Consider the following 25,738-nt stretch of genomic DNA (forward strand, 5'->3'; position numbering starts at 1 on the left):
CACGTCCCGGGACCGCCCGGAGACGCCAAAAGGTGAAGAAGCAAAGGGGATTGGGCGCGAAATCCGGTAGCGCGGACTGCCTGTCGCCCTATCAGACGTCCGCCCGGGGCTCAGTCGCTGACGGTGTCGATGATCTGCTGTTGGTCGGCCATGGCACCGGCCCACAGCCTGATGTCGGTGATCTTTCCGGGCAGGTAGTGGCCCCACGCCCCGCCGACGTATCCCTCACCGGCCGCGAAGTCGCCGGACCCAGTCACAGCCGTGTAGGGATGGGTGACGTCGGCGTCGTTCTCGTCGGGGCCGAGGTAGAAGTGGACCGTGCCGGAAGGGGCGTCGTACGTGCCGGTCATCCGTACCGGGCTGCCCAGTTCCGCGGCTTCGTCGGAGACCACGCCGGTGAAACCGCCGTCGGTGTTCAGCCGACCGAAGTACCACTTGCCGACCGGGACGGTCGTGTCGGTGTCCGGGTCGAGGTCGGTCCCGGTCAGCTGGTACCAGAAGCCCCAGGCGGAGCCGTCCGCGCTGCGCTGGCCGACGACTTGGGCCGTGTAGCCGACGGGCTTGCTCAGCAGGGCATCGCTGTCCACGTCGACCAGGGTGGTGGCGGTGAACGAGGCCGTGTCGTCCAGTACGGGACCGGGGGCACTGGCTCTGCCGTCATTGCCGTCCAGGACGATGCCCTCGCCGTCGAGCGAGGCCCCGCCGGACAGCGTGAGTGTGCGGCCGTATCCGGATGTGGAGTCCGCGAGCGTGGTGCCGCTCGCACCGTCCGGGTTCCAGGCGCCCATCAGTTCTACGCTCGCCGCGCCGCTGGAGTCGAGCAGACCGTCCTCGGTGGCGATCTCGTCGTCCGTCAGGGCCCGCTGCCAGACGGCCATTTCGTCGACCCGGCCCCGCCAGTAGTCGACGTAACTGCCCGGCGTGAAACTGGCCCGGCCGAATTGCAGGGTGCCGTCGCTCGTCGTGGCGTCCGAGGTGAGGGGCAGTGCCACCGGTGATCCCTGCAGACGTCCGTTGACGTAGAGGGAGATGGTGTGATGTACGGAGTCGTACACACCGGTCAGATGCGTCCAGACCTTCAGCGGCACACCGGCCACGTCGGCGTTCGCGCCCAGGTACTTGCGTACGCCGTTCTCGTACCAGCTCCACAGGAACACCCAGCGTTGGATGCCCGGCGAGTAGTACAGCGCGAACCCGGAGCCGTCGCTGCCCGTCTCCGACAGCACCGCGCGGTAGTCGGAGCTGTCCGTGAGATACGCCCAGGCCGACACCGTGAACGACGACTGGGTGTTGATCACGGGAGCGGCCGTGGCCGCGTACCCGGACTGACGAGTCGTGTCGGAGGTGTCGTTGAGCCACAGCGACCGGTCACCGTCACCCCTGCGTGCGAGGGACGACCAGCCGGCGCCGGTCGTGTAGAGCGTGGCCGAGTGGCGGGCGCCCTCCGTCGCCGTGTCCGCGGCCGTGGTGGCACCGGAGCCCGGTGCCGCGTCGTCGAAGTGCCAGCGGCCGATGGCCGTCTTCCCCTCGGCGACGTTGAACTTCACGATCGTTTTCGCGCCCCAGCGCCCGGCGCTGTCCTCCGCCCGCACCTGAAGCTGCTGGGTGCCCGCCAGCTGAGGTGTGAGTCCTTTGGTGACGGTGTTTCCGGAGATCGGCTGGGACCAGGCGGTCGCGGTCGCCAGTTTGTACTCGTAGGCGGTGTTGGTGTCCCCGGAGGCCGGGGAGAAGGCGAACTGGCCTGCCACGCCCGGCCCTCCGGCTGCGGCACAGGCGTTGGCCGTGCATTCGGAGTACGGGCTCCCGACCGTCACCGTGGGTGCCTTCGGGGCGGTGGTGTCCACCTTGAAGTAGCACCAACCCTTGGTGGTCACCGTGCTGTGCGACTCCAGAAAGCTGTCGCCGCTGTCGTAGTACGAGCGGCTGAACACCGCAAGCCGGTACAGGGGCACTTGGGACAACGTGATCGGCGAGGGGTAAGTGAGGACGACGCCGTTGCCGACGTAACCGCTGGTGGGCCGTACCGGCTCGGTTGTCACCACCGACCAGGTGCCGTCGCTGCTCCTCTGCTGGACGTAGAAGTGCGCCCGCAGACTCGCCCCGCTGCCGCCGCCTGTCGCCGTCCACACCGTCGCACTCAGGCTCGGCGTGGGATCCGCGATGACGTCCGGGTCGGTGGAATCCGTCTCACAGCTGATCCCGCTGCCCTCGACGATGCCCGCCTTGGTCGGTGCCGCAGGCAGCCCGACATAGGTCACCGACAACACCGCGTCGTTCCGGAACCGCTTCCAGGCACTGGTGTCCGTCTCATCCCTGGCCTTCAGCAACAGCGTCAGCCGGGAGAACTTCCCCGCCGCGAGATCCCCGACCGCGGACGTCAGGCTGAAACCGCTGAACTCCATCGGAGCCGGTGGCTGTGAGGGATCGCAGGCGGAGCTGCGGCCGGCCGAGACGTCGCGGCTTGCCATCGTCCCCAGGTTCGAGGGACGCGAGGACCAGGTGGTGGACGACGAGATGTTGCTGGTGCGCTCCAGGTCGACCCAGCGCGCATCGCAGGTGAACGACCAACTCTCGGTGGCTCTGAACGTCGCGGACAGCACCTTCTTGCCCGCCAGACCGCTCGGCGAGAACTGGAAGTACAGCCGCTCCGTGTACCCGGGACCGCAGTAGTAGCCGTCGTACGAGGAGCAGTGGCCCACGCCCTTGCCCTCGTTGTTACTGCCGTTGCCCCAGTTGAAATCGGAGACGCTGTCGGAGCGCAGATACGTGTGGGCGGTCTGGTCCAGGCCGACGCTGGGGTCGATGTAGAGGGGGTAGGCGCTGCTGTCGCTGTTCGCCAGCATCCCCGCATCCGGTACCACCGCCAGCGAATCCGTGCCGACCTGGACAGGCAGCACCGCGGACGCGTCGCCGTCACCCGGACCCGTTGTACCGTCCGCCGACGCCCCGGCGGAGGGGTCAGTGGTCGCTGAGGGGGACGGGTCGGCCGCCTGCGCGACATCAGCCGTCCGCTCCAACTGGGCAGTTGTACCCGCGGTGGTTCCGTCGCCCTGGGAGTCCCACATCAGCGCGGGTGGAGCCGTGAAGACCGGGTGCGCATTGTCGTCCACGGCGGTCATCCCACCGCCGCTCGTCGGCGCGACCGTCAACCCGTCCGACTGAAGCGAGAATGCGATCTTTTTCAGCGCCGGGTCGCCGGCCGCCTCCGGGGTGTTCACAACCAGCAGTTCGCGGAAGCCCTCGGTTGTCGCCGTCATCCGCAGGTCCACGCCGGGAAGTACATCCCCGTAGACCGCGCTCGCTCCGTCCAGCGTCGGCTTCGGCAACTGCCCCGGCCACCCCAACCGCAACGACTTGCCGCCCCTGGTGATGTCCACGAGCCCCGAGCCGTCGCCTCCGTCCGAGAAAGCCAGAGACACCACGGCTGCCTTCGGACCGACCGTCCCGTCCGTACGGACTTCGAGTGTCGGATCAGGCGACACCCACGATCCTTCTCCCTGCCGCACCCGTACCGGCACAGTCGACTGGTCCAGCGTGAACGAGGTGCCGTCCGGATCGGCATACGTCGTCGCGTACTCCGTACGGTCGTCGACGACCTCGACCGGGGAACCCTCCGCCGCCGCCTTCTGCGAGGCGGCCTGCTCCGGGGAAAGCGGCGTTGTAACGGTGGACCCGTCGTCCTGAACGTCAGCGGCTGCCGGATACATGGCGGTCGCCGCGATGGACTGAATCAGCAGAACGATTGCAGCCATCCATGCCGTACGCGACGAACGCACACGTCTGCCCCCGGACTCCCCCACGACCCACCCCTGAGTTTTTGACCAGCCCGATCACGACCACTTGATGATCGAGAAGCGTGGCAGGGAAGCTTCCAGCGAAGTCCCAGGGAATCACCAAGACCACACGATCATTCAGCCACATCCGGGCAAAATCGATCATCGTTCACTTCAACGACAGGGGTTGGACATCAGCTCGATCCCCCAGACCACCACTCACCGGGGCGGGGCCCTCGTTCTCCGCAGCGATGCTCAACGGTGACGGGGGCACTTGGGCGCCGACCCTGCACCAGGGCCGTTGGTGGGGCGTCGCGCGACGGAGCGGGAGACAACTCCAGGGGCCGTTTCCTCTTGGGGCAGTTCCTTCGCACCTACCCGCCATCGCCACACGCGCTCCTTCCGAGACCACAGGTCCAGATGATCGCCGCTTCGAACCCGGAGACCCACACGGACGGCTGGTCACAGGTCACACCCTCCCGGACGTTTTCGCGATACCGGCGGCCTCAAGATGGCCTCAACCCATCGCACTGTCGCAGCGAAGCCGGTCAGAACCGGGTTCGCCCGGGGTGCGTTGGCGTGCATCCATGCAGGTCAGGGGAGCAACAGCAGAAGGAGGCCACACCGACTCGCGAAGTCGCGAGCAGCGGATTTAGTCCGTTGAGCGATAGTTGACGATCCGACACCCAAAAACGAACGTTTCCGCAGGTCAGAAGCCTGCGCAGGTGGGGCGGGTGGGACTCGAACCCACGGCCGACGGATTATGAGTCCTTTGAGGATCATGGCGACCCTTGTCGGTCCATGCTCATCTTGGCCGTTTTCCCAGGTCAGACGCGGTTTGGCACCTCAGTCCTTCCCGGCCCTTGTCAGTCTTTTCCGATCCTTGTGTCCAACCAGCGTCCAGAACGCGTCCTGGAAGGACAAGCCCAACCAGCTTCCGAGACGATCGCCCCAGCTCGGGAGTGCGCCTCGAACTCGCCCGCAGCGGATTTCCCTTCCAGCGCGCAGAGGCTCCGCCCCTGAACTCGGGGCGGAGCCTCAATGACCGTTCTCGCAGGCCAGACGTTTCCTCTTCAGTTTATCCAGCTAGCGGCCACGCCAGCGGCGCAGGGCACTGAGCAGATGGGCGAGTACCTTCAATGCCGCGCTCCGCCGGGTCTGCTTGCGTGACCACACGGCGGGCAAGATGACGCCCGCGTAGATCGCGGCGAAGACGAGGGCAGCCAGCACAACGGGTGACTGAATGGTCAAGGCAATACCTCCGGAACGACGGTCGGCTGCTTCCGGAGATGACTTTCGGGTCCCGGACACGGCCTGCGAGCCATTCCCGATCTCAGCCGAACTCCCGGCGGAAGACGCAGGTCAACCCCTACGCTTGGAGGGCGTTCGCCGAATTTTCCCGAAGGGGAGCGAGTTGTCCGTACCACCAAGAGGTCCCGTGGCGGACTTCTGTGACCAGCTCAGGCTTCTGGTGCGCGAGTGTGGGGTGCAGCAGACGGAGATCGCTGCTGTGCTCCGCAAGGCCGAGAGCTCCGTATCAGTGCTGCTCAGCGGCGATCGGAAGACAGCCCCGGACTGGGACGACGTAAAGGTGATCGTTGAGCTGTGCTCGAAGCGTCATGGACGTCCCAACCAGCCACCAGCGGACGTGCGCCTGGACGTGCAGTGGTGGCGCGGACGGCATGCAGAGTTGGTGCGGACGGTGGAGACGCGGCGCCCGGCCGCGCGCCGAGAAGCGACCGTCTCGAACGGCGAGAGTGAAGCCGTCGTCAGGTCATCCGCTCTGACCTCCTTTGCCCCCGCAGTTGGCAGTACGGCGGCGAGGGATGTGTCGCATGCGATCGACATGAACCTCGACGAGGCGGTTCAACTGCTTGCGGCCGGGCGGGCAGGCATGCCGCGTACCGCGCACGGCCTCCTAGGCGAGGTTTCTGGTCAGCAGAGTCTGCCCAACGTACTGCACGCTCTGTTGGAAGGCTTCGCGGAGCGGGTGCGGGTCGAACACGGCGTTCCGCGCGGCGCGCTGATGCAAGCCGCACGGCTGGTGCTGGCGGCGGCGGCCTTAGTCGAATCACACGCGTACCTCGGAAACCGGGCGGCACCGCGTCAGCTGGTCGAAAGTCTGATGAAGGGCACGGCACGGGCCCACGTGTGGTCAGGCGAGGGTCAGCAGCCGGCGGATCCGGCCCTGCTCGCAGCCACCGAAGCGGCGCTCTCCCCACGCCACCAGGATTTCCTGACGCGCTACTTCGAGTTGTCCGCAGCACTTGCTGCAGTCTGTCCCGAGTTCGCGCTGGTGGCCGGACTGTCTGCGCCCGAGGGATCCGCCGGGAGCGGTACAGGGCTCTCAGGCCTGGAAAAGCTACTGGCCGAATTCTCTGGCCGGCACGAACCGTCGCCCGCCAGCCGGAGACTGTTGAACAGCCCGGTCGCCCAGCTCGATGTACGCGGACCACGAGTGCCAAGCCTGGCGGACGGATACGTGAACCCGCGCTTCAGGCTCCCAGGCTCAGATCCGGCTCAGGACGCCAGCCATGATGTCGCCTCCGAGAAGTGGTGGAACGAGCAGCCGTTACACGAAGGCATCGACCGTTTCCTCGCCGCTTACCTACTCAGCCTTCGGGCTCTCGTGACACCGCTCCTCGTACTAGGTGACCCCGGCGCCGGAAAGTCGTTGTTCACTAAGTTGCTGGAGGCTCGACTGTTGGCGGGCGACTTCCGCCCGCTCAGGGTCGAGCTGAGGCGTACACCGGCGGAGGCCGACGTCCAGGCCCAACTGGAGCATGCGTTGCGGCAGATGACGGGACGGTCGGTCAACTGGCCGGACTGGTCAGAGTCCGAACCCGACACGATTCCGGTCGTCCTGTTGGACGGTTTCGATGAACTGCTCCAAGCGGGAGCGCAACAACTTTCCACCACCCAGCAGTGGGGCTATCTGCGGGCAGTGGCGGAATTCCAGCTCCGTGAAGCCCAGTTGAACCGCCCGTTGATCGTGGTGGTGACGAGCCGCACGGTGGTCGCCGACCGCGCGGAGCTACCGCCAGAGAGCCAAGTGCTGCGCCTGGAGCCGTTCCACGAGCCCGAGATCCGACAGTGGCTCGCCATCTGGAACACGACGAATCGCATCCACCTCGAACGGCATGCTCTGCGCCCGCTCACCTTCGAGAGGCTGGGCAGGCAGCTGCAACTCGCGGCACAACCGCTGTTGCTGCTCATGCTCGCGCTGTTCGACGTGGAGGGCAACGCCCTGCAGCGACTCGGGGTTCATCACCACGAGGACACCCAGCTGTACGAGCAGCTGCTTCGCGAGTTCGTCCGGCGCCAGGTCGAAAAGGACGGCTCGCTGCCCGCCGCCGATCAGAGTGCCGCCGTGGACCGTGAACTGCACCGATTGTCGGTGGTCGCCCTGGGGATTTTCCAACGAGGCGCCCAGAGCGTCACCGGTGAGGAAGCAGACCATGACCTGGCGGGACTGAACGGCACGGAGACGCCAGGGTCGTGCACAGACCGCGGGCTGCTCTTCGGTCGATTCTTCTTCGTGCACGAAGCGCGAGCCGTGGTCGCAGAACAGCGCCTGCGCAGCTATGAGTTCATGCACGCGACGTTCGGCGAGCATCTGGCAGCGCGCCTGGTCGACCGGGCGCTACGACGACTGACACTGACACGCCGGAGCAGCGGCGAGCTGCCCGACGACAGCGAGCTTTACGCGGCGCTGTCGTTCGCCCCGCTCACCGACCGGACCCAAATCGTGGTGAACCTGCGTGGCATGCTGTCGCACTGGACGTCCCCAACAGCAACGGCTGCCTTACCCCAGCAACTCGCCGCACTGTTCCAGGCGGCGCCCTGGGATAGTTCTCACCGCACCTCGCTCAACCACGCTCCGGTTCAGCTGACCCGGGCATATCGCGACGCGGTTTACACCGCCAACCTTCTGCTGATCGCGGTGCTGGCCGCAGAAAAAGTACACGCGTCGGAGTTCCTGCCCGGCGACCGAATTACCGACCTCTGGCGCAGGCAAGCGATGATGTGGCAGTCGCAACTCTCCGCGAACTCGTGGGACCTGTACTCGTCCACGCTCTCCATCGAGCGTTTCTGGCACTCTGCCAGGCTCGGCTCGGGAGATCCCCGAGAAGAATTGCGAATCGGCACTGACAGAGTGCCCTTCATCCATCATGAACTCAGCTGGGCCCTTGGGTTTCAGGACAGCAGGATGTCCGGCGGAGGGTACAACTGGCTTCAGGAGGGATCCTCCGACGAGCTCTCGAATACTGTGCGCCGCGTCATGTTTGTCGGCGATCAGGATGCAGAGTTGCTGTTGCACGTCGCCTATCCATTGTTGCGCCAGATGCCCAGTTCCCTGCGGGCGTACCACATCGACGACGAAGGGCAGATACGGTCTGCGGCGCAATCGCTCATAGCTCTGCTGACTCAGGACGTTTACCATTTCGAAGTACTGCCCGATCTCTATGATAGATGTCTGAACATCACCGAGGCTCTTGATTCGCGTCACGTGGATATTTATCTCAATCATGTGTTCCGACAGCTGATCCATGACATGCCCTCATTGACGGATAAAATGCTGGCCTCACTCTTGTGCAAGATCGCGGAACTCCCGGTGAGATATCCAAGTGAGTCGTCCAGCATTCTAGTTACTTGCCTGCACCAGGCACTGGAACGGGAAACCGACGACCACGAATTTAAATCTGCAATCACTGCGGTTCAGGAACGGATCCGCGGGGAAAACGCCCCCAGCTCTGGCAAAAATTCACATACAGCGCCGCAGCTCCCGAACCGAATTGGGAAACCGTCAACATAATTACTCATCGACGTACAGGCGGAGCGGCCCGCCGACGTCAGTGACGCTGGCGAACGATGACTCAGGTGTCTTTGCTCATGGCGCTCCAAAGGGAGCGCGGCGCGGGCCGCGCTCCCTCGTCGAGTCATACGCGGTCAGGTTGAGCTGGTCTTCGGGCGGCGCTTGGGAGCGCGGTTGCGAGGGCGCCGTTTTGCGCTGGGGCTGGCCTCGGCTGCCGGTTGGGCATCCGCTTCGCCGCTGATCTCGCCGGAGGGCCCCGGCTCCGAGGCGGGATCCGTCTCGGGCCCGGAACTCGGGGGCTGTGTGACTTCGGGGGCGGGATCTTCGGCGGGTGACGGGTCTTCCTCCTGGACCTCGTCAGCTGCGGGGTTGTCGGTCTGCTGGTCACCGTCGGGCGCTGGGGTTGGATCGGGCCCGATCGCCGGATCGCTGTCGGCGCCAGGGTCAGATTCGGTGTCGGCCGTGGGCTCGGCGTCTTCGCCGACGCCGGGCGGCGTCATGTGGGCTTCGGGGCCGCAGTCGCGCAGCGAGGTGCCCGTGGCCGGCGGGGCTTCATTCATCACTTGCGAGAGTGCGCTGTCGAACAGGTCTATCCAGGGCCGGTGGCCGACGTAGCGGGGTCTGTAGTCGAAGGCGGGAAGAAGGTCGTCTTCGAGGGTGCGCAGGATGATGAGTTCCGGATCTTCGTCAGCTTCGGTTACGAGGGTGGTCGCCTTGTTGTAGCGGTGCCCTTCGGCCAGGCGTGCAGTGAGTTGCGCTTCGCGGAGGGCATGGTCGGCCAGGGTGACGCCGTCGGGGAGCGGCGGTGCGGCGCTGCCGGTGATCCAGAGCTGGACGGTGGTTCCGCCGAAGATGGGGCGGAAGCTGACGCCTCGTCCGTCGCTGTAGACGAGGTGGGCTGCGCCGTCGGCGGGCGCTGCGGTGTCGATCGCCCAGTCGCCGCCGAGGCGTTGAGCGAGGTTGGCCGCGGCTTCTCGGACTGCGGCGTCGGTGATGAGCATCTGTGGTTCTCCAAGAGGTCTGTGGGGGGGAAGCGGGGCCCGCCCCGACCGGGGCGGGCCCGGTGGCGCTATGCGGGGCGTACTTCGTCACCGTCGTCGAGGAGCATCGAGAGGGTAGAGCCGCTGTCCCAATCCACGGAGAGGATGGAGAGGCTGGCGTCGAACCGGTGGACGGTGCCTTCGTCGCCGGGCTTGAGCCCGGTGTGCGAGTCGGTGGTGTGTACGAGGGCGATACGGTCGCCCTTCTTGTAGGTCATCTGCGCTCCAGTCGTGATGTGTTGTGGACGTGGTGGTCGGCCGACCGCTAGGCGTCGTGATCGCACGCCTCGGTGGGGCAGGCCCCGCAGTCGAAGCAGTGGTCGCATGCGCAGGCGTCGCAGCCCGGCTCCTGGCACCGGACGTCGTGGTTGCGGCAGTACGGGAATGTGAACGGCGGCTCGTCCATGACTCCCCTCTCCTTTTAGTTCTATTCTATATGCATCGAGAGGGGAGTTCAAGATCGAATAAAATAATTTCCGCAGGTCAGGCTGCTACATCGCGTACCAGAGCTTCGACCTTCTTGATGGCCGCGAGGAAGACCGCCTGCGAGTGCAGTCGATCGCGCCGTTCCAGGGACTCCAGCGCCTCCCGGGCGGCCCTGGCGGGCACGTTGCCTTCGTGCAGGGTGTCGCCGCACCCGATGAGTACGTGCGGGCCGAGGTCCCAGAGGATCGCGTTGACGGCCGCGCCCGCCGCCGCAAGGGGGTCGATATCCGTCAGCGACCACCCGAACTGGTGCGGGTCGATGCCGCGTTCGCGCATGACCTGTACGGCAGCGCGGTACATGCCACCGGTCCCGCCCGCAGGCTCGTCGAACTTCATGCCCGGCTCAAGTGGCATGTCGTCGAGCAGCATCCTGGCCATCAGGTAGGCGACCTCCGGCGGCGTGTGGATCTCCGCGAGTGCATCGTGAGCACCTTCGGAGCGCATGACGGCAAGCAGGGTTCCGATCACGTCGGTGGTGGAGCGGAGATCCGGGTCATCGCTTGCGGTCAGGTGCAGGAGCCCGTTGGTGAGCGCGGCCTCGACGACGGCTCGTATGGCAGCGGCTCGCCGAGCGGCAGGCTTTTCGTCGTCGACCCACTTGTGTAGGGGCGTAGCCCGGTCGATGAGGTCGGGTCGCATGATCCACATGCGGGCCCAGCACTCGCGGAACGCGGCCAGCAGCTCGGTGTCGCCGAGACTGAGCCACCAGTCGGCGGCAAGGTATGCGTCCAAGCCGCGTAGGGGCCACAGGGCGAGCGCGGCGACCGTACCGATGGGGATTTCGATGCTGCTCCCCCCGTGCGCCTGGTGCCAGGCGTAGCTGACGGCTTCCGCCAAGTCGAAGGCGTGGGCGTGCGGGTTCCTCTGTGAGGGGCGGTAGTGGCCCAGCGTGCGCTTGACCGCGGCGAGCGCGGGGCGGGACTGGGTGGCGATCGTGACGGGTTGGGGCGCTGGTGGCAGATCGGTGAGGAATCTGCGGGGCGGTGCCGCGGGGGCGGCTGGGGCGCGCTGTTCTTCGGACTCGCCAGCGTCGGCGAACAGGTCGAGTTGGCTCATGCTGTCTCCTGGATTCGATTCGATCGTGGCGGCCCGTGGGCCGCCACGGGGTGGAGGTCAGCGCGCTGCGCGCGGCATGCGCCGGAGCGTGGCGGCGGCTTCTTCCGTGCGCCCCGTCGCCGAGTGCGCGGCGTGCCGCAACAACTCGGTCAGTCCCTCGGTGGTGACCTGGGCGAGAAGGTCCGTGAGGCTGAGGTGCTGTTGATCAGCGAGGCGGTAGGGGTATCCGAGAGCCAGGGTGAGCACGACGCCTGAAACGACCTGGTCCGTGCATTCATCGCAGAGGCCGAGCTGACGACCGATGCGGTAGATAGCGTCGATGTCGGCGAGGAGAGCCGTGTTCGCTATGGTCTCGTGGGCAAGCCTGGCTGCTTCCTGCTCCCGTTGCACGAACGCCTCCCAGTTCAGGCGGGCGTCGGCTTCTCGGCCTTCGGCATTGAGGGCGGCACTCGCGAGGGTGGCCTCGAATCGGGGAGTCGAGAGGGACCGCAGGACGTACTGATCGGGCGTGAGTCCGATGTGGGCGACGGCGGGGTTGCGGGATTCACCGCTGAAGTGGTGAAGGGTGACCAGTAGCGCGGCCTCGACCGTGGTGGGGCGGAGGCTCAAGCGGCTCACGACGTTCGCGCACAGGTCTTTCAGCATGTCGGGGTTCATGTCGTTCTCCAATGGGGTTAGTTGGGCCGCCGGTTGGCGGCGAGGTACGCCTCTGCGGTGGCATGGCGTGCCGGGTTGGCGACGAGTTCTTCGGCCCAGATCCGGCCGGCGATCTCTGCGGCCGCGTCTTGGTCAATCGCGGCAACGACATAGGCGCACTGGCCAGATGCCTCCAGTTCGGCGCACCGTTTGTCGTGGGCAGCGTCGTCGCCGGGAGGGGGCTCGACAGCGGTGATCGCCATCTCGGCGGGGGTCGGTTCGTGGTAGATGACCCACCACTGCGGGTCGGGTGGACTGGTCACGGTTCTCCTTCGGGGTATTGCGGGGGCCAACAGGCTTGTCATGGCTGGGGGTTCGGGGAGGGGTAGCGCGCGTGGACTTCCGCCATCACTCCGGCGATGTAGTCCATGAGGGTCCGGATCTGCTTCCTGTCGCCGCCCAGGAACAGGGCCAGGTCGAAGACCTCGGAGGCGGCGATGTAGTCGAGGAGCTGCCGGTACTGCTCGACGGTGAGGGTGATCAGTTCCTCCGGGCGCAGGGCCCAGGCCGCGACGGCGGCGTTTTCGGCGAGTCGCAGGGCAGCGCGCAGCGTCTCGTCGTCCGGCGAGCGGGTCATGAGGATCAGGAACATGGCGCCGAAGTGGTGTTCTGGCGTGTTGAGCGTCGGTATTGAGGGGCGGGCGGACATGGGTGCCTCCGGTTGGTATGCGAGCCGCCCCCGAATGCTTCTTTTCTATATGCATTCTGGTTGGGGGCGGCCACTTCTCGGACAGACAAAGGGGGAGGGTCAGGCTTGAGCGATGTCCACGACGAGTGCGGTGGCGTTGTCGGCGAACTCGTCCGCACTGGCGGCTATCGCGTCGTCGACGACCAGGGCGGCCGCGTCCTTCGCGTCGTCGACTAGGTCGAGGATGCCGCCGACGTCTTGACCTCGTTCTTCGAGCGGCGCGTACGCGCCATCGGTGCACAGCAGTAGTCGGCGTGTGTGATCTCTCTCGATGGTGGTCGTGCCGATGTCGCCGTTCATCAGGCAGGAGGTAACGAAGTTCCGGTCGTACGGCCTGGGGGTGCGCCCTCGGCTGCGCAGGGCCTGGGCGTAGTTGTGATCGTGGGTGACGAGCTGGGATATGCCGATCGGGGCCAGTCGGTAGGCCCGCGCGTCGCCGCACCAGGCGACGTGGATGAGGGGTGACCGGTGATCGGCCACGGCAATGACGGCGACGGCGCTCGGGTCTGTGCGGGGGTCGAAGTCCCACCTCAGTTCGTTGCGAGCCTGCACTCGCGCCGCCGCGAGGGCGCGAGTCGGGCTGCCGTGCCGGGCTGCCTCCCGGGCGATGAGAGAGGCGAACCGTCGGGCGAATCGGTGGACTTGGGGCCTGTCGCCGATTCCGTCGAGGACGGCGAAGGCCCATCGGCCGGTGTTCTTGTTCCGCTTGACCGTGTAGGCGTCGCACTGATACTTCCGGCCGCCGCGGTGCTGGACCGCGCTCACCTTGAAGTCGATGGCCGTTGCCCCGGAGAGCAGACCCGCCGCGCGCTGGATCGCCTCGGCGCTGAGTTCGGGCAGGGGCGTGAGGTCGCCGGCGTGGTTGGTCGCACCGGTGATCACGACGGGGCCGCGCAGGAGGGGCGGTCGGCTTCCTCCGGTGATGCTCATCCACGCCTGCTGGGCAACGTCGTTCACCGACCCGACGCCATGTCCGGCATGGACGACTGCCCGGCGGCCAAGCCGGTGCGCATGCGGGGCTTGGACGTAGAAGCCGATCCCGTGGAGCTGATCGGCGTGCCGCGAGTCGAGCAGCAGTTCTTCGACTTCGCCGTTCGGGGAGACCAGCAGGGCGGGTGTTGTGGCGATCACCTGAGGGGTCCAATCGTGCGAGGGGGGAGGCCCCGGGGGTTGGCAGGAAGGGGAACGGCGATGTCACGCGGGTCGGACAGCGGGTGGACGTAGTAGTAGCCGGGCGGATGCGTCTTTAGATCGGCGAGCTGGGCAAGGAGGGACAAGTCGGCGGTGAGCTTGCCCCAGGCGGGGTCCGGATGCTGGAGCAGGTCATACCGAAGAAGGAGGCGCCCGCCGGTGCCGTGCAGGAGCCGCAGGTCGTAGCCGAGGTCTCGGCGGGTGGCAACGAGTGTCCCGATGCGGGGTTCGATCTTGATCGCCTCCACACGGATACGCCGGAGCAGGGCGAGCGCCAAACGGCGTTTAGCCGCGCACACTTGCTGATCTGCGGGTGGACAGGGGTCTGAAATTCTCACCGTGGCTCCTTGGTGTAGGTCCGCCCGGCGGCCGGGATGTAGTGGTCACCGGGCGCCGGGCGGGGGTCGCAATCGGCGTCAGCCGACAGGGATGGCGGAGTTCTGCAGATCCAGGAAGATGCAGGCGGCTGCGGCCGTGGGCATGTGGGCGGCCACGATCTGACCGTCCTCATCCCAAGTGAGGAGTTGGATCACGACGTCGAGCAGCGGTTCGGGGAGCATCTGCCGCCAGTCGTCGTAGTCGGTGCCGGGGAACCACTCCTTGCAGGTCCGCCGCAGCGCGCCCGCGATCGTCTCGGCCAGCCGGTCCGCCTGGGCGGGGCCGATCTGCTCGGCACTCAGGCGCTGGCGGATGCCCTCGGGGCTGAAGGGGTCTGTCACGGTCTCTCCTGACGGTTCAAGAAGGGGGCCACTCCCCCTTCTTTCTAGTTCTATTCTATATGCATTCGGGAGGGGGGCAAGATTTTCGGCGAATTTTCTTGATCACCGAGGGGCTTTATTTCCGCAGGTCAGAAGCCATGTCCACAGGGCTGAGGTCGCGTATGTGGAGGACGAGCCGCGCTCCCTCGACTACGTGCCCCATGCGCATGTCCGGGCCGACGACGCGCGTGTGGTCGTCGTCGTCCAGGACGCCTTGATCCACAAGCCCGTCGATGCACGCCTTGAAGCTGGGGTACCAGTTGGCGGGGTCTCTCCTCTGTCTGTCCTCGGGGTGTAGGACGCCGATGATGTGGACCCGTTCCAGGTGTGGCACTGCGCGCGAGGCGGCCCAGGCCGCGCGCCGCAGCACCCTGGTGATCTCCGCACGCTTGTGGTGGTGGAGCCGCTGGTTGGCGTTCAGGAGCGTCAGCCGGGGCGGCAGCGCGACCCTGAACTGGCGACCTGTCATCCCTTCGAACCAGTCCGGTTCCTGCTCGGCCAGAACGCCGACCGGGGGAACTGCTGTTGGCGTTGCCGACTCTGTTGTGGCGGGGGCGTATCCGCTCCGACGCGGCACGCCGGCGTTGGTGAAGGCCGACGTGTGCAAGGCGGAGATCAGCATGAGGCGGCGCCTGCGGCCAGTCGCGGCGTCTGTGACCAGGGCGCGCATGTCCCCCGGGTTGTACTGCTCGATCCGTATGCGGATGCTGTCCCGCAGGTCGCAGGCCACGAAGATCCGTCCGGGCTTGATATGGGTCACGTGCGGCCCCGGTCGACGAGATCCGACAGGGCCTTCGCCGCCACCGCCGCCGGCCACGCGACGATGACCAACGCGAGGTACAAGGCGACGGCGCCCGGCCGGAGTTGGCAGACCAGTCGCAGGGTCGGGTCGTGGGCGAGCAGTCTCCGGAAGGCGTCCGCCAGGATCACGGCTCCCGCTGCCCACGCGAGGAGGACAAGCAGGGCGAGCATGCTGGTCACGACTCCACCTTTCTGGTGTCGACGTGAACCCAGACGGTGTGAAGGACGCGGGCTCGGGCCAGGCGCAGGGCCAGGGAAGCGGTACGACCGTTCGAGTGCGCGGCGAAGCCCGCGCAGATGGCGGGGGCATCGGTGCCGAGCGTGGCGTGGCAGACGATGTGTCCCTCCTGGGCGATGGCGTTGGCGACCATCTCTGCCACGCGCCCCTCTTCCAAGCGCATCAGGTTGCCCGGCCGGAAGATGCACGTGCCGCATCGCCCCGCGCAGATCCGGACGCTCCATGTCGCCGGGTCGGCAACGTCGTGGCGCAGTCCGTCGGGCGAGTAGCTGGCAGAGCTGGTCATCGATCGGCCCCCGGAGTGGCGGCGCGCACTGCCTCACCGGTCGCTGCGAGCAGCATCTCCAGGCAGTGGGAGAACAGTTCGGGGTCTGGCGCGGTGAAGGCGGCCCCATAGAGGGCGAGCGTGGTCGCGGTGTCCCCGTTGGCGAACGCGGTGATGAAGCGTGCTGCGAAGAGGTGTGGCTGCGGGACGATGTCCTCGGGACGGCTGCCGTCGGAAGTGAGAATGATCCAGAACGCCGTGTCGGCATCGAGTCCCTGCAGCTTCGCCAAGGCTGCCTTCGCCATGACTGCGAGTCCAGTCGCGACGCCGTACATCAGCGAGGGCGTACCGTTCCGCGCGAGGTCCGCCAGGATTTCCTGGGCCTGGTCATGGCGCCCCTCCGTCCAGTGGGAGACCGCCTCGGCGAGTCGTTCAGCGACCGTCGGGGGCGTCTCCGGGGCGCCCTCGTTCGTCGGCATGACCGGCACAGACCAGGTTGCGGGCTGGCCCGGTACCCCTCTCCAGCCGTTCACCGTGTCCGGGGTTCGGGCGTCGGGTCGGATCATGTAGCCGTGCTCAATCAGCCGGTGACCGGCGCTGGCCGGGCGGAAGCTGTCCCAGTCGAAGAAGAGGTGCGCCAAGTAGACGCCGTGGTCCTCGTCCAGAACTCGAATCCGGTAGCCGTCCGGCGTGCCGGTGCATATTGCGGTCAGGTGCTTCACTGCGTTTCCTCTCGGTTGGTCAGGGTGCGTCGGGGAGTTCGAGCTGCTGCGCGGCCTGCACCTCCGCGTCCAGTGGGTTCGGTCCGGGGCGGTAGTAGGGCAGGCACCGGGGGCACTGCTGCTCTACAGCCCGGCGGTGAGCACGCGATCCGGCGGCCGTGCCGCACGATTTGCGGATGACCGGGACTGGCAGCTCGTTGGGGTCGGCGTCCGGCAGCTCGTGGATGATCACGCCGTTGAGCCAGATCCGGCCGCCGCAGATGCCGGTGAACAGGCTTTTGGCTGGGACGACTTGCCGGATGCAGGCGGCCCGGAAGGGGCAGCCTCCGCAGACGTAGAGGACGGGTTCGCAGATGGCGACCAGTTCGATGCCGTTCTTCCATCTGTCGTCGGCAACGGCGAAGTCCTCGTCGCCGAAGCACGGGGCGTGGGAGGTGACATGGGTGCCGATCAGGGTTCGTGATCCGGTCACAGGACGGGCTCCAATCGCTGGCCTATCCACCGAGCGACATTCACCGAGACCGCGTTGCCTGCCTGCGCGGTCTGCTCTGCCTGGTTGCCGTAGACGACGTACTTCTTAGGAAACCGCTGCCCTTCGAGCTGTTCGCGGGGCTTGAGCATCCGGAAGTAGCAGTCGTTGATGTCCGGGGCGTTTTGCACCAGAGCGGCTGAGTCGCGGGTGGAGAGGGTGTGGACGGGTTCGGCGGCCGTCTTCACCGCGGCCTTGCGGTACGGCACGACGAGGGTGTTCCGCGCACGGTCGGGCACAGTGCCGGCGTGCGTGACAAGGCCGTGGTGGTTGCCCTGGGCGGTGACGACGCTGAGCGGGTCGCTCGCGGGGCTGGCGGTGGCGTGGTTGCGGTACTCGATGATGAACGGGTCCATCGTCAGCAGGGCTTCGCTCTCGCGGGTGGTGCGAGTCCGCATCGGCACGTCCAGAGGGACGGCATCGGTGTTCCACGAGCCGCCGGTCGGCACCAGAAGGGCATCGCCCTGCTTCACCGTCCGGACAGGCATCGGCCGGTCCTCGACGGCGTACGCCCTGTCCCCGCCATCCTTGCCGTGGGTGAGCGAGATCGAGTACGGGCGCCAGGGGAACTTGAGGCGGCCTGCGCGGATGCGGTCCATGGTGGTATCGGCGAGCGGCTTCTTGCGGTCGCCGATCCGCTTCCCGAGGTCGCTGAAGTCGATGATGTCGCTGGCCGGGCGTACGTACGGCTCGACCATGGCGTGGCGGCAACGGGTGTTGGGGCAGCGGTAGATGTAGTCGCGCCGGTACTTCCCGATACGCAGGCCATCGGTCTTGGTCCACGACTGGACGGCGTGCACGTCCTCACCGCAGTCGACGCAGGGAGCGAGCGGCCTGGGCTCCAGGTCGGGCTTGCGCATGGTCTTGAGGGTGAAGACCACGTACATCCGGTCACGCCACTGCGGGGCGCGCAGGTTGACGTCGTCGCCGACGTGGGCGCTGCTGACGCACACGATCTGGTACTGGTATCCGAGCAGCTCCATGGCTTGGAGCCAGGTCGCGAACAGGATCCAGTCCAGGCCGAATTCGACGACGTTCTCGACGACGATGGCCTTGAACCGCTTCGCTTCAGCTGCTCGTACCACGCACCAGGCGGTTACCCGGGTCGCCTCGAAGGCGTCCTTGGTCAGGGACTCCCACTCGTCGCGTTCCTCTTCGAGCAGGTCGAGGAGATCAAGTTGGTTAGTCTCCCGAGTCCTGCCACCCGCGGGGCTGATCTCGGTGCAGATGACGGATGCCCACAGTGCGTCGGCCTTGGGCAGCATGCGCATGGGGAAGCCGTCGCTGAGCGTCATGACGGCGTGTTCACAGTTGGGGTGGTTGGCGGCGTGCGTCTCGATCGCCAGCCGCCAGTGGTTGATGCCGAGCAACAGCTCGTGCCCGGCTTCGACAAGTCCAGTGCTGCTGCCGCCCGCGCCACACAAAAGGTCAATCCAGGTGGCCATGTGGGTAGTTGTTCTCCAAGAGGTCCTGCGCGCCCGGCCCCTATGGCGGGGCCGGGCAACGGCCGAGATCAGTGAGTGCGGAGACCGCCGTGCGCCTGCGCGTGGCGCAGGAAGGCGATCCAGATCCCCCATGTCGGGTCACCCACGGGCATCTCTGCGATGGCCACGCCCGGGTGGGCGTCATAGGTGGCGAGGGCGGCGGTGATCTCGGCGACCGTCACGAGGAAGCCGTCGTTCGAGTCGATCTTGTACCTGGGTATGCCGGTCGGCACTGTCTCGGAGGCGTCCTTGACGGCCTTGTAGGCGGTCCGAAATTCGGCGACGCGGTTCGTCGTGCTCTCGTCGTACTTGGTGCCGGGCTGGAGGTCCACGCCCGCCAGCCCGTAGGCGGACAGCGCCGGGTATGACGGGACGGGCAGCTCGACGAGCATCCCGAAGTTCTTCATCGCGTCGAGGGTGCGCGGCAGTGCGGTGAAGGCGAACCGGAAGTAGTTCTCGTCCCCTTCGGCTCTCGTGCCGTCAGGGGTCTGGATGTAGACGTCGTTTCCCACGGGGTTGTTCTCCAAGAGGTCTGCGGCTGCCCGGCCCGGAGTCGGGCCGGGCAGCGCGTTCAGCGGTGGGCGGCGTGGCGGCGGTGGACTTCGCCGTAGGTCGTGCGGCGCGGGTCCCGGCTGCGGGCCTCCCAGCGGAGCTCTGCGATGACGATCACGGTGAGGCCGGCACCGACACCGAGGGCGAGCACGAGCAGTGCGTACAGCGCGTGCAGTTCGGTCACCGCGCCACCACCTCGTAGCGAGCCGGGCAGGGTTGAAGGAGCTGCATGCACGCGACGAAGACCCCGTGGGCGTGGTTGGTCGCGAGTCCGTTGTCCAACGCGGCCTGGGCTCGGGCTCGTTCGGCCTCGTCCTGCGGGTGGGCGATGACGCAGGCGCAGCGGCGCTTGCTGGTCTCCTCCGCCGGATTCGGCGGGACCGCTTCGGTGTCCGCCATCAGACGATCACCTGCCCGGTGGACGCGAGGTAGAGGATGCCGACCTCGTCGTTCAGCTCCCACACCGTGAGCGGCCAGTCCGTACCGCCTTGCGCGTGGACGCACGTCCAGCCCTTCGCCGCCATGGCGCGCACGACGTTGGCGTACTCAATGAGGGCCGTGCCACTGTCGGTGAGAGGGCCGTGGAGGAGCTTTGACACCGGCAGGCGCTGCGCCGTCACGCCTCGGAGCCGGACTGAGATCAGGTCGCTGACGCGTGGCGCGAGGCGCCGCTCGGTGACGAAGGCCGTGATGGCCTGGATGAGCGGGACGGTGTTGTTGCCGTGTTGCGCCTGCTCTCCGCTCTCCGTGGAGTCGTAGAGCACCTCGTCGATGTTCGGGTTGTCATCGTGGCGGCGCTTGACGTGGAAGCCCTCCAGCGCGGCCGGGTCCATGGGCAGGTCCTCGACCGAGGAGATCCACAGATGCGAGCCGTCGGTGAGCTCGGCGGTGATGGCGAACGCGTTCCCGGACTCGACGTTGGTCACGAGCGGGATGCGGCGCAGCGCGGTGATGACCGGCTCGTACGCGCTCCACAGGTCCAGCCAGAGCGGGTCTTCGGTGTTGTTGTGCACGGGCATCGGGGCCAGCGGCGCCAGGTCGTTGCTCACAGTTCCTTCTCCAAGAGGTCGTGTGCCAGCCAACAGTACAGAGTTGGGATCTATCTCAAGGCAAATTGACGCCGGCCGCACTCACCACGGGCGGGTGACGAACACCAGCAGGGGCGCCGCGCGCCGCCCTTCTCGCACCTGTCGCGCTCGCGCAGTCAGGGCCTCCAGCTCGTCGACGCGATGACCGGCGACGTCGGCGATGCCCTGCGCCTGGTGGGCGAGTTCGCGGGCCTGCATGAGCGCCCTGTGGTTGTCGCGGTGGTCGAGGTGGATCTCGGCGCCGCCAATGTCGTCGAGGAGTTCACCGACGACCTCGTCCCGCACTGGCTTGGCGCACCCCAGCCCGCCGAGGTGCCGCTCGCAGTCGACCAGGTCCTTCAGGTCGGCGATCCGGATGAGCAGGTCGCCGACACCCTCGGGGTCCTGGCGGTAGAGGTCGGCGAGGCTGTGGATCTGCTCGCGGGCGGCGGCGCCGCCGTCGAGCACGATCGCACCCTTGTGGCAGTGGCGAAGTGTGGGCAGGTAGTCCATGTCGTCCTTCCGATCAAGAGGGGGCTTCCCCCTCCTTCTGGTTCTATTCTATATGCATTGTCGAGGATGTCCATATTTCCGGCGAATTTTTCTTTCAGGGGTCTAAGTTTTCCGCTGGCTGCGTTCCTTCTGTGCTCGTACGGCCGCACGCGCGGCCTTGCGCGCCTCATCGGCCGCTTCCGGGTGCTCCTCGACCCGCTGTCGGCGTCTGGCCGCTTCCTCGTACCAGTCGTCCCAGAAGCGCCCGTGTACCCGCTGTTCCTCCTCCTTGGCCTCCTCCTGCTCCCTCCGGCGTCCTGCGCGCGGGTTCGTGCCGCAGCCACGGCAGGAGGCAGCAGGGCGCCCTCGGTGCTTCGTGCAGCCCCTCGGCGGCTCCCCGCGCTCGGCGGCGGAGCCGTCTGGTGGAGCGGATGCGAACTCCCCTGCGGCGTCAGCCGTGGGGGTAGGGGGGGAAGGAAGGACAGAGGAAGAACCAGGAAAGGAAGGGGTTCCACCACTGGAACCCAGTGGGTTCCCCCCGTGAAACTCATCGGGTTCCACCGGTGGAACCCTGCCGTCCTCCCCATCTGGGTTCCCTCCGTGGAACCCTGCTTCCTCGTCTGGGTTCCCCGCGTGGAACCCAGCCTCGACCTGCGACGATTCGGCCTTCTCTCGGCGAGCGGCCTCGCGGTCATCGACGTCCTGATAGGTCATCGCAGGCTTTGCGGGGACCGACCGCGTGACTCCGGGGCGGGCTTTGTTGGGGTTCTTCGGAGCAGCCTTGCGCGCCTCCAGTCGCTCCTTGAGCTCCGGCGTGGTCGGCGTGGGCGGTACCCCGAGGGGGAAGATCCGGTAGACCGCCGACCGTCCCGCCTTGCCGACCTCCACGCGCTCGACAAGCCCTTTGGCTATCAGCTCCGTGACGATGGTGATGGCGCGTTTGTCGGTCACGCCGACCCAGGCCGCGAGGCGGGTAAGGCCGGGGCGCGCAAGTCGCGTCTCGTCGTCGGCGCTGTCCGCGATCTTCATGAGGGCGAGTTTCTGGCTCTGGCTAAGCACGTCGGGCGGCAAGTAGGCCGCAGCGATCATCAGTTGGATGGACACGGTTCCCCTTGGGCGGTACAGGCACGGCGGCAGGACGGGGTGCCCCGCCCGGTCGCTCCCGGGCGGGGCTGAGACTCATCGGAGTCGGGTCAGGCCGGCGCGATGTTGATGACCGCGGGCGTCTTCTTGCCGGTCTTCCGCCGGGGGATCGCCAGTCCTGCGTCCTTGAGGTTCTTGACCATGCGGTTGACGTCCGGCGTCATCGGGACCGGGATTCCGGCGACCTCATGCAGGTCGACCATCGCCTCCACGTCGTCCTTCTCCTCGTCGTTGCCTCCGCGCCAGGACAGCTTGTTGGGGCCGTAGATCCCCTCTGGGGATTGGTCGAGCTTCTTGCGGGCGAACTTCTTGGTCCTGTCGCCCTCGCTGGCGAGTTCGTGACCCTTCACGTAGTCGATGAGCGCCTGTTCACGGTCGGCGTCGTTGCGGATGAGCGCGGCCTGCTCGGGCACGCCCGGAGCTGTCCCGGGCCAGCACAGGGAGCGGAACGGGCAGTAGTCGCAGATGGCGTCCAGACCGGGGCCGTTGAAGTCGCGGGGCATCTCTTCGGGATTGCCGGTCTCACGCACACGTTCCACCCACCACTGCGCCTCCGCCGCACGCTGCGGGTCGAAGTCGATCTCCTGGACGTGCTCCGCGCCGGAGTCCCGGTTGATGAACCGGAACCGAATACGGCCGATGTTCAGTGGCCCCAGGCGGGACAGGTACCGCTGACCAGGAACGTCCTCGAACCCGACCTCGAACAGCGCACCTGCGTACAGCTGGACCTGCCGTAGCTCGGCGGCCGTAGCGCCGTAGCGAAGAACACGGTCCCACAGGTACGTGGATTTGGTCTTCACGTCCTCCACGGTGAGGACGTCGGCGGGTATCGCTGGCCTGTGACGAGCGGGCAGGCGAGCGGCAGTCGCCGCGTCGAGCTGTACAACGTCGACATGCCCCCGGATCAGGTTGTCCTGGACGCTGCGTTCCACCAGCCATCTGTACTCCGTGCGCGCGGACTCAAGCAGCCCGTGGTGAATGAACGTTCCGAGGATCGCCGCACGCTTGTCGGGGTGATCGGTCGGTGTGGTGCCGTGCAGGATGTAGGCGGCGCGTCGGCCGCACACGGTGTCGGACGCGCCGAGCTGGGTCTGACGAGAGCGGGGGCGGCGGGCGTCCACGTCGTGTGCGGCATCCCAGATGGAAGGTGCGATGCCGTCAACGGTGGCTACGGACATAGGGGAGTTCTCCAAGAGGTCAGCGTGGGCGGTCACTGCTCGGCGTCCGCGTCCTGCTCATCGGCCTTGCGCTGGGCGGCGGCACGGAGCTTGTCGGCGTCGGACAGTGGGCCCTCCCCCATCTCCCGCCGAGGGCTGTCGAGTTCGGCGGCACGCTGCTCGGCGGCGGCCCGGATGGTGAGGATCTCGTCGTGGCTCAGGCGGTTCACCGGGTCTGGGACGGCCCGCCACAGCGCCTCAAGGAGCTTCTTGTCCGTCAGGCCGGCGATACGGGCGAGCCAGGGCTGTACGAGATCGCCGACCAGCACGGGCATGATGCGCGGCTGGGACTCGACGGAGCAGCCCAGCTTGTTGAAGACCAGGTCCTCGATGCTGAAGTCCCGCAGCGGCAGCGGTTTGTTCCGCTCGACGCGCATCCGCAGCGATCGGACCTTGATGACCTGCGGGTCGGTGTTGCGTTTCATGCGCACCCAGCACGACGAGTCGAAGCCGAGATCTTTCTGAGCCGAGACCTTCCACTCGCTTTTGTTCTGGATCGGCTGGCCGTTGTCGTCCGTGGCGCTGACCTGCTTGCCCCGGGCCAGCACGATGGCGATGCCGGGCAGTGTGCGCAGCAGGTAGATGATCCTGTTCCACCGCTCCGTGGCGTCGTTCCACAGATTCCGGCCGATGTCGAACGCGGCGTCTGGGTCCTCCTGGAGCAGGGCGCGGTTCTTGCGCGTCCGGCGACCGCGTTCGTAGGTCCAGTTGGTGAGCATCCGCCAGAGGGCGGATCCCGAGTCGATGGTCAGGACGACCGGGGGCTCTCCGGCTGCCGCCGCGCGCCTTGCCTCGGCATGCACGGCCTCAACCTGTTCGAGAATGTCTCGGTAGGTGCCGTCGTGCTCGATGATCAGATAGTTGGCGCCCTCGATGGCCGCGTACTCGTCGGCCGATCCCTCGTCGAGGTCGATCCAATACATCTGGCCGATGCGGTCGCTGCTGGAGAACTGCGCGGCTGAGTAGGTTTTGCCGGCGCCCTCCTCGCCCTCAATGAGGAGGAGGGGCCATGGGACGATCCCTGTCGGCTTGCGTGTTTTGAGTTGGACTGCGGGCGGCATTGCGGTGCCCGCTGGTGCATTCACGATCTGGCTCCAAGAGGTCGTGGTCAGTCCGTGCGCAGGGCCCGGACTTCGAAGAGGGCTGCCCACTCCGGGTGTTCGGCCAGCAGGAGCCGTACGTACCGGGAGCGGTAGTCGTTGTTCAGCGCGAACTCGTCGCCTCGGGTCGCCGCGCCGTACTGGTAGCGCAGGAGCTCGAAGAGCATCCCGATGCCGATGCGGCCGAACCCCTTCTCCGCACAGTCGGCGGTCATCCGGATCAGCGCCCTGAGAACCCAGGGGTTGAGCGAGTGGAACGCCTCGAATCGCTGCTGGATGGTCAGGCTGCCGACATCGGCGGGGTGGCGAACGGGCTGGATGGTGCCGAACAACGGCGGCTGTTCGATCAGCAAGGCTCCCCTCTCAGAGATAGACCAAACACTTTGGAGTGTTGGAATCTATCTCTGGACGGGAGGATTGTCGATCGACAACACCGCCGGCCACCCTCCGGTGGCCCCCTGGATCGCTGCACAACCCCCCCTTCAACGAATGGAACGCACCCCTTTGAACACGCTTCCATTCTATATGCATACAGGGGTTAGATCAAGGCCCGAAAGCCTCTGACCTGCGACTATTCGGCGGTCTTGTTCGCCGCCTTGCCTCGCGGCACGATCCTGGATCCGGGCCCGTCATAGCTGCCGTCACGCAGAGCCGCCAAGACTTCCTCATCGGCCACCCAGTCCACTCCACGCGCACCCGCCTGTAGCGCGGGTGCGTCTGCAACGACCGGCTCCAGGAGCCAGATCGGTGATCCGGACAGGTTGTAGTCGGCGGGCCGGAACCGGCCCGTACTGATGGCCTTCCGCAGGAGCGCGCCGGACGGAAGCCGGAACAGAGTCACCAACTCGGCCTGCCCCACCAGCGGGGGGAGTTGCTCAACCTCCCTCACCCAGTAGCCCGGGTCCTGCTCCTTGGTCAGCCGCTCAAGCTCCGTCTGATTGAGGTGCTTCGGGCGCGGGGTCGTCTCTCCGAAGCCCTTCACGAACTGGAGGAGCCAGTACGGCGATCCGCTGATGATCTTGGCGTAGCGGTAGTCGAGGGTGTGGTCCCTGCTGATCCACTGGCTGACCTGGAGCCGCTTCACGTCGTACAGCGAGGCGAACTCAGCTCCGCCGGCCAGATACGGCTTCCTTCCCGCCGGCGCCTTGTCCTCTGCCACTCCATCGCCTCCAGCTCACGTCACGTCTGCATATAGATTGTAACCAACGGGGAAGCAGAGTCCGACCTCGCCGAAGAGGCGATAGGGTGGAGTTCTCCAAGAGGTCGAAGACCCCCGTCGAGAGACGGGGGTCTTCTTCCATTTCCATGCTGGACTCTCGGCCGCTCGACGTCACCACATCTGATCGTGGGTCAGGTACGCGGCAAAGTGAGCGTCGTATTCTCGTACTTCGGCGGACGGGCGTAGCCGAGCAGCCAGCCGAACCGAGGCGACAGATGCTCCTCGGCGAGCCGGAAGACGCCGTAGTAGGAGAAGGTGGCGACCGGGGTCAGGACTCCCGTGACGGCCGTGGCGTCGAGATCGAGTCCGTGGCGGAAGGCCACCGCGACGAGCCAGCCGACCGCAGCCGGAACTCCCGTGCGCAGCAGCGAGGCGTAGAGGTTCATTGGGACGTGTGCTCCTTGG

The 25,738-nt window shown here is 66.7% G+C and carries 30 protein-coding genes; 1 reads left to right on the forward strand and 29 read right to left on the reverse strand.

The window, feature by feature from the left end; translation table 11 throughout:
• Positions 1–110: 110 nt before the first annotated feature.
• Together STRTUCAR8_RS13610 and STRTUCAR8_RS51665 are read right to left on the reverse strand one after the other, a co-directional pair.
• Positions 111–3,752, reverse strand: coding sequence for a LamG-like jellyroll fold domain-containing protein (locus STRTUCAR8_RS13610; RefSeq protein WP_044472134.1), 3,642 nt, complete (start codon positions 3,750–3,752; stop codon positions 111–113).
• A gap of 1,107 nt (positions 3,753–4,859) precedes the next feature.
• Complete coding sequence (locus STRTUCAR8_RS51665) at positions 4,860–5,024, reverse strand: hypothetical protein (protein ID WP_006376242.1); 165 nt, start codon at positions 5,022–5,024, stop codon at positions 4,860–4,862.
• A 187-nt stretch (positions 5,025–5,211) separates the two neighbouring features.
• Between STRTUCAR8_RS51665 and STRTUCAR8_RS48220 the strand changes: the two genes are divergently transcribed.
• The gene (locus STRTUCAR8_RS48220; RefSeq protein ID WP_006376330.1) at positions 5,212–8,589 is read left to right on the forward strand and encodes an NACHT domain-containing protein; all 3,378 of its coding nucleotides are present in this window, start codon (positions 5,212–5,214) and stop codon (positions 8,587–8,589) included.
• A gap of 134 nt (positions 8,590–8,723) precedes the next feature.
• Here STRTUCAR8_RS48220 and STRTUCAR8_RS13620 read toward each other — a convergent pair whose 3' ends face one another.
• From STRTUCAR8_RS13620 to STRTUCAR8_RS13735, 27 genes are all read right to left on the reverse strand, one after another.
• On the reverse strand, positions 8,724–9,590 hold the full coding sequence (locus STRTUCAR8_RS13620; RefSeq protein WP_006376248.1) for a hypothetical protein: 867 nt from the start codon (positions 9,588–9,590) through the stop codon (positions 8,724–8,726).
• Between the two features lie 68 nt (positions 9,591–9,658).
• Positions 9,659–9,847, reverse strand: coding sequence for a DUF4314 domain-containing protein (locus STRTUCAR8_RS13625; RefSeq protein WP_006376278.1), 189 nt, complete (start codon positions 9,845–9,847; stop codon positions 9,659–9,661).
• A gap of 47 nt (positions 9,848–9,894) precedes the next feature.
• Positions 9,895–10,035, reverse strand: a complete 141-nt coding sequence (locus STRTUCAR8_RS52470) for a hypothetical protein (protein WP_006376282.1) — start codon at positions 10,033–10,035, stop codon at positions 9,895–9,897.
• Between the two features lie 77 nt (positions 10,036–10,112).
• Positions 10,113–11,171: an N-6 DNA methylase gene (locus STRTUCAR8_RS13630; protein WP_006376336.1), complete on the reverse strand. Its 1,059-nt coding sequence runs from the start codon at positions 11,169–11,171 to the stop codon at positions 10,113–10,115.
• A gap of 57 nt (positions 11,172–11,228) precedes the next feature.
• The gene (locus tag STRTUCAR8_RS13635; protein WP_059072845.1) at positions 11,229–11,828 is read right to left on the reverse strand and encodes a hypothetical protein; all 600 of its coding nucleotides are present in this window, start codon (positions 11,826–11,828) and stop codon (positions 11,229–11,231) included.
• 17 nt (positions 11,829–11,845) lie between these two features.
• On the reverse strand, positions 11,846–12,130 hold the full coding sequence (locus STRTUCAR8_RS13640) for a hypothetical protein (RefSeq protein WP_006376229.1): 285 nt from the start codon (positions 12,128–12,130) through the stop codon (positions 11,846–11,848).
• Positions 12,131–12,168: 38 nt separating this feature from the next.
• Positions 12,169–12,516: a hypothetical protein gene (locus tag STRTUCAR8_RS13645; protein WP_006376214.1), complete on the reverse strand. Its 348-nt coding sequence runs from the start codon at positions 12,514–12,516 to the stop codon at positions 12,169–12,171.
• A 99-nt stretch (positions 12,517–12,615) separates the two neighbouring features.
• On the reverse strand, positions 12,616–13,686 hold the full coding sequence (locus tag STRTUCAR8_RS48225; RefSeq protein WP_006376287.1) for a PP2C family protein-serine/threonine phosphatase: 1,071 nt from the start codon (positions 13,684–13,686) through the stop codon (positions 12,616–12,618).
• On the reverse strand, positions 13,683–14,024 hold the full coding sequence (locus STRTUCAR8_RS13655) for a hypothetical protein (RefSeq protein WP_006376256.1): 342 nt from the start codon (positions 14,022–14,024) through the stop codon (positions 13,683–13,685). Before STRTUCAR8_RS13655 ends, STRTUCAR8_RS48225 begins: the two co-directional genes overlap by 4 nt.
• Positions 14,025–14,162: 138 nt before the next feature.
• The gene (locus tag STRTUCAR8_RS13660; RefSeq protein WP_006376338.1) at positions 14,163–14,465 is read right to left on the reverse strand and encodes a hypothetical protein; all 303 of its coding nucleotides are present in this window, start codon (positions 14,463–14,465) and stop codon (positions 14,163–14,165) included.
• A gap of 115 nt (positions 14,466–14,580) precedes the next feature.
• Positions 14,581–15,264: a hypothetical protein gene (locus tag STRTUCAR8_RS48230; RefSeq protein ID WP_048818755.1), complete on the reverse strand. Its 684-nt coding sequence runs from the start codon at positions 15,262–15,264 to the stop codon at positions 14,581–14,583.
• Positions 15,261–15,485 carry a hypothetical protein gene (locus STRTUCAR8_RS13670; protein WP_044472135.1) on the reverse strand — a complete coding sequence of 75 codons (225 nt, stop codon included), beginning with the start codon at positions 15,483–15,485 and terminating at the stop codon, positions 15,261–15,263. The genes STRTUCAR8_RS48230 and STRTUCAR8_RS13670 overlap by 4 nt, the downstream gene beginning before the upstream one ends.
• Positions 15,482–15,829: a hypothetical protein gene (locus STRTUCAR8_RS48715; protein ID WP_052350884.1), complete on the reverse strand. Its 348-nt coding sequence runs from the start codon at positions 15,827–15,829 to the stop codon at positions 15,482–15,484. Before STRTUCAR8_RS48715 ends, STRTUCAR8_RS13670 begins: the two co-directional genes overlap by 4 nt.
• Entirely contained in the window at positions 15,826–16,530 is a 705-nt protein-coding gene (locus STRTUCAR8_RS48235) for a hypothetical protein (RefSeq protein WP_006376200.1), read from the reverse strand. Before STRTUCAR8_RS48235 ends, STRTUCAR8_RS48715 begins: the two co-directional genes overlap by 4 nt.
• Before the next feature lie 19 nt (positions 16,531–16,549).
• A complete protein-coding gene (locus tag STRTUCAR8_RS13685) occupies positions 16,550–17,002 on the reverse strand; it encodes a hypothetical protein (RefSeq protein WP_006376331.1) in 453 nt (150 codons plus the stop codon).
• The gene (locus STRTUCAR8_RS13690) at positions 16,999–18,504 is read right to left on the reverse strand and encodes a DNA cytosine methyltransferase (RefSeq protein ID WP_006376254.1); all 1,506 of its coding nucleotides are present in this window, start codon (positions 18,502–18,504) and stop codon (positions 16,999–17,001) included. The genes STRTUCAR8_RS13685 and STRTUCAR8_RS13690 overlap by 4 nt, the downstream gene beginning before the upstream one ends.
• Positions 18,505–18,572: 68 nt before the next feature.
• Positions 18,573–19,055: a hypothetical protein gene (locus tag STRTUCAR8_RS13695; RefSeq protein ID WP_006376258.1), complete on the reverse strand. Its 483-nt coding sequence runs from the start codon at positions 19,053–19,055 to the stop codon at positions 18,573–18,575.
• 59 nt (positions 19,056–19,114) lie between these two features.
• Positions 19,115–19,279: a hypothetical protein gene (locus STRTUCAR8_RS52475; protein ID WP_158697398.1), complete on the reverse strand. Its 165-nt coding sequence runs from the start codon at positions 19,277–19,279 to the stop codon at positions 19,115–19,117.
• Positions 19,276–19,494: a hypothetical protein gene (locus STRTUCAR8_RS13700; protein ID WP_006376322.1), complete on the reverse strand. Its 219-nt coding sequence runs from the start codon at positions 19,492–19,494 to the stop codon at positions 19,276–19,278. Before STRTUCAR8_RS13700 ends, STRTUCAR8_RS52475 begins: the two co-directional genes overlap by 4 nt.
• Complete coding sequence (locus tag STRTUCAR8_RS48240) at positions 19,494–20,144, reverse strand: hypothetical protein (protein ID WP_006376218.1); 651 nt, start codon at positions 20,142–20,144, stop codon at positions 19,494–19,496. Before STRTUCAR8_RS48240 ends, STRTUCAR8_RS13700 begins: the two co-directional genes overlap by 1 nt.
• A gap of 81 nt (positions 20,145–20,225) precedes the next feature.
• Positions 20,226–20,675, reverse strand: a complete 450-nt coding sequence (locus tag STRTUCAR8_RS13710) for a hypothetical protein (protein WP_006376205.1) — start codon at positions 20,673–20,675, stop codon at positions 20,226–20,228.
• A gap of 102 nt (positions 20,676–20,777) precedes the next feature.
• Positions 20,778–21,758, reverse strand: coding sequence for a helix-turn-helix domain-containing protein (locus STRTUCAR8_RS52480; protein ID WP_006376235.1), 981 nt, complete (start codon positions 21,756–21,758; stop codon positions 20,778–20,780).
• Positions 21,759–21,847: 89 nt separating this feature from the next.
• The gene (locus STRTUCAR8_RS13715; RefSeq protein WP_100247544.1) at positions 21,848–22,975 is read right to left on the reverse strand and encodes a PD-(D/E)XK nuclease family protein; all 1,128 of its coding nucleotides are present in this window, start codon (positions 22,973–22,975) and stop codon (positions 21,848–21,850) included.
• A 32-nt stretch (positions 22,976–23,007) separates the two neighbouring features.
• Positions 23,008–24,099, reverse strand: coding sequence for an AAA family ATPase (locus tag STRTUCAR8_RS13720; protein ID WP_143666481.1), 1,092 nt, complete (start codon positions 24,097–24,099; stop codon positions 23,008–23,010).
• 23 nt (positions 24,100–24,122) lie between these two features.
• Positions 24,123–24,467 carry a hypothetical protein gene (locus STRTUCAR8_RS13725; RefSeq protein WP_006376253.1) on the reverse strand — a complete coding sequence of 115 codons (345 nt, stop codon included), beginning with the start codon at positions 24,465–24,467 and terminating at the stop codon, positions 24,123–24,125.
• Between the two features lie 218 nt (positions 24,468–24,685).
• Positions 24,686–25,273, reverse strand: a complete 588-nt coding sequence (locus tag STRTUCAR8_RS13730) for a hypothetical protein (RefSeq protein WP_006376190.1) — start codon at positions 25,271–25,273, stop codon at positions 24,686–24,688.
• Positions 25,274–25,464: 191 nt separating this feature from the next.
• A complete protein-coding gene (locus STRTUCAR8_RS13735; protein ID WP_006376334.1) occupies positions 25,465–25,719 on the reverse strand; it encodes a hypothetical protein in 255 nt (84 codons plus the stop codon).
• Positions 25,720–25,738: the final 19 nt, after the last annotated feature.

The organism is Streptomyces turgidiscabies Car8 (assembly GCF_000331005.1).
GTDB classification, from domain to species: Bacteria; Actinomycetota; Actinomycetes; order Streptomycetales; family Streptomycetaceae; genus Streptomyces; species Streptomyces turgidiscabies.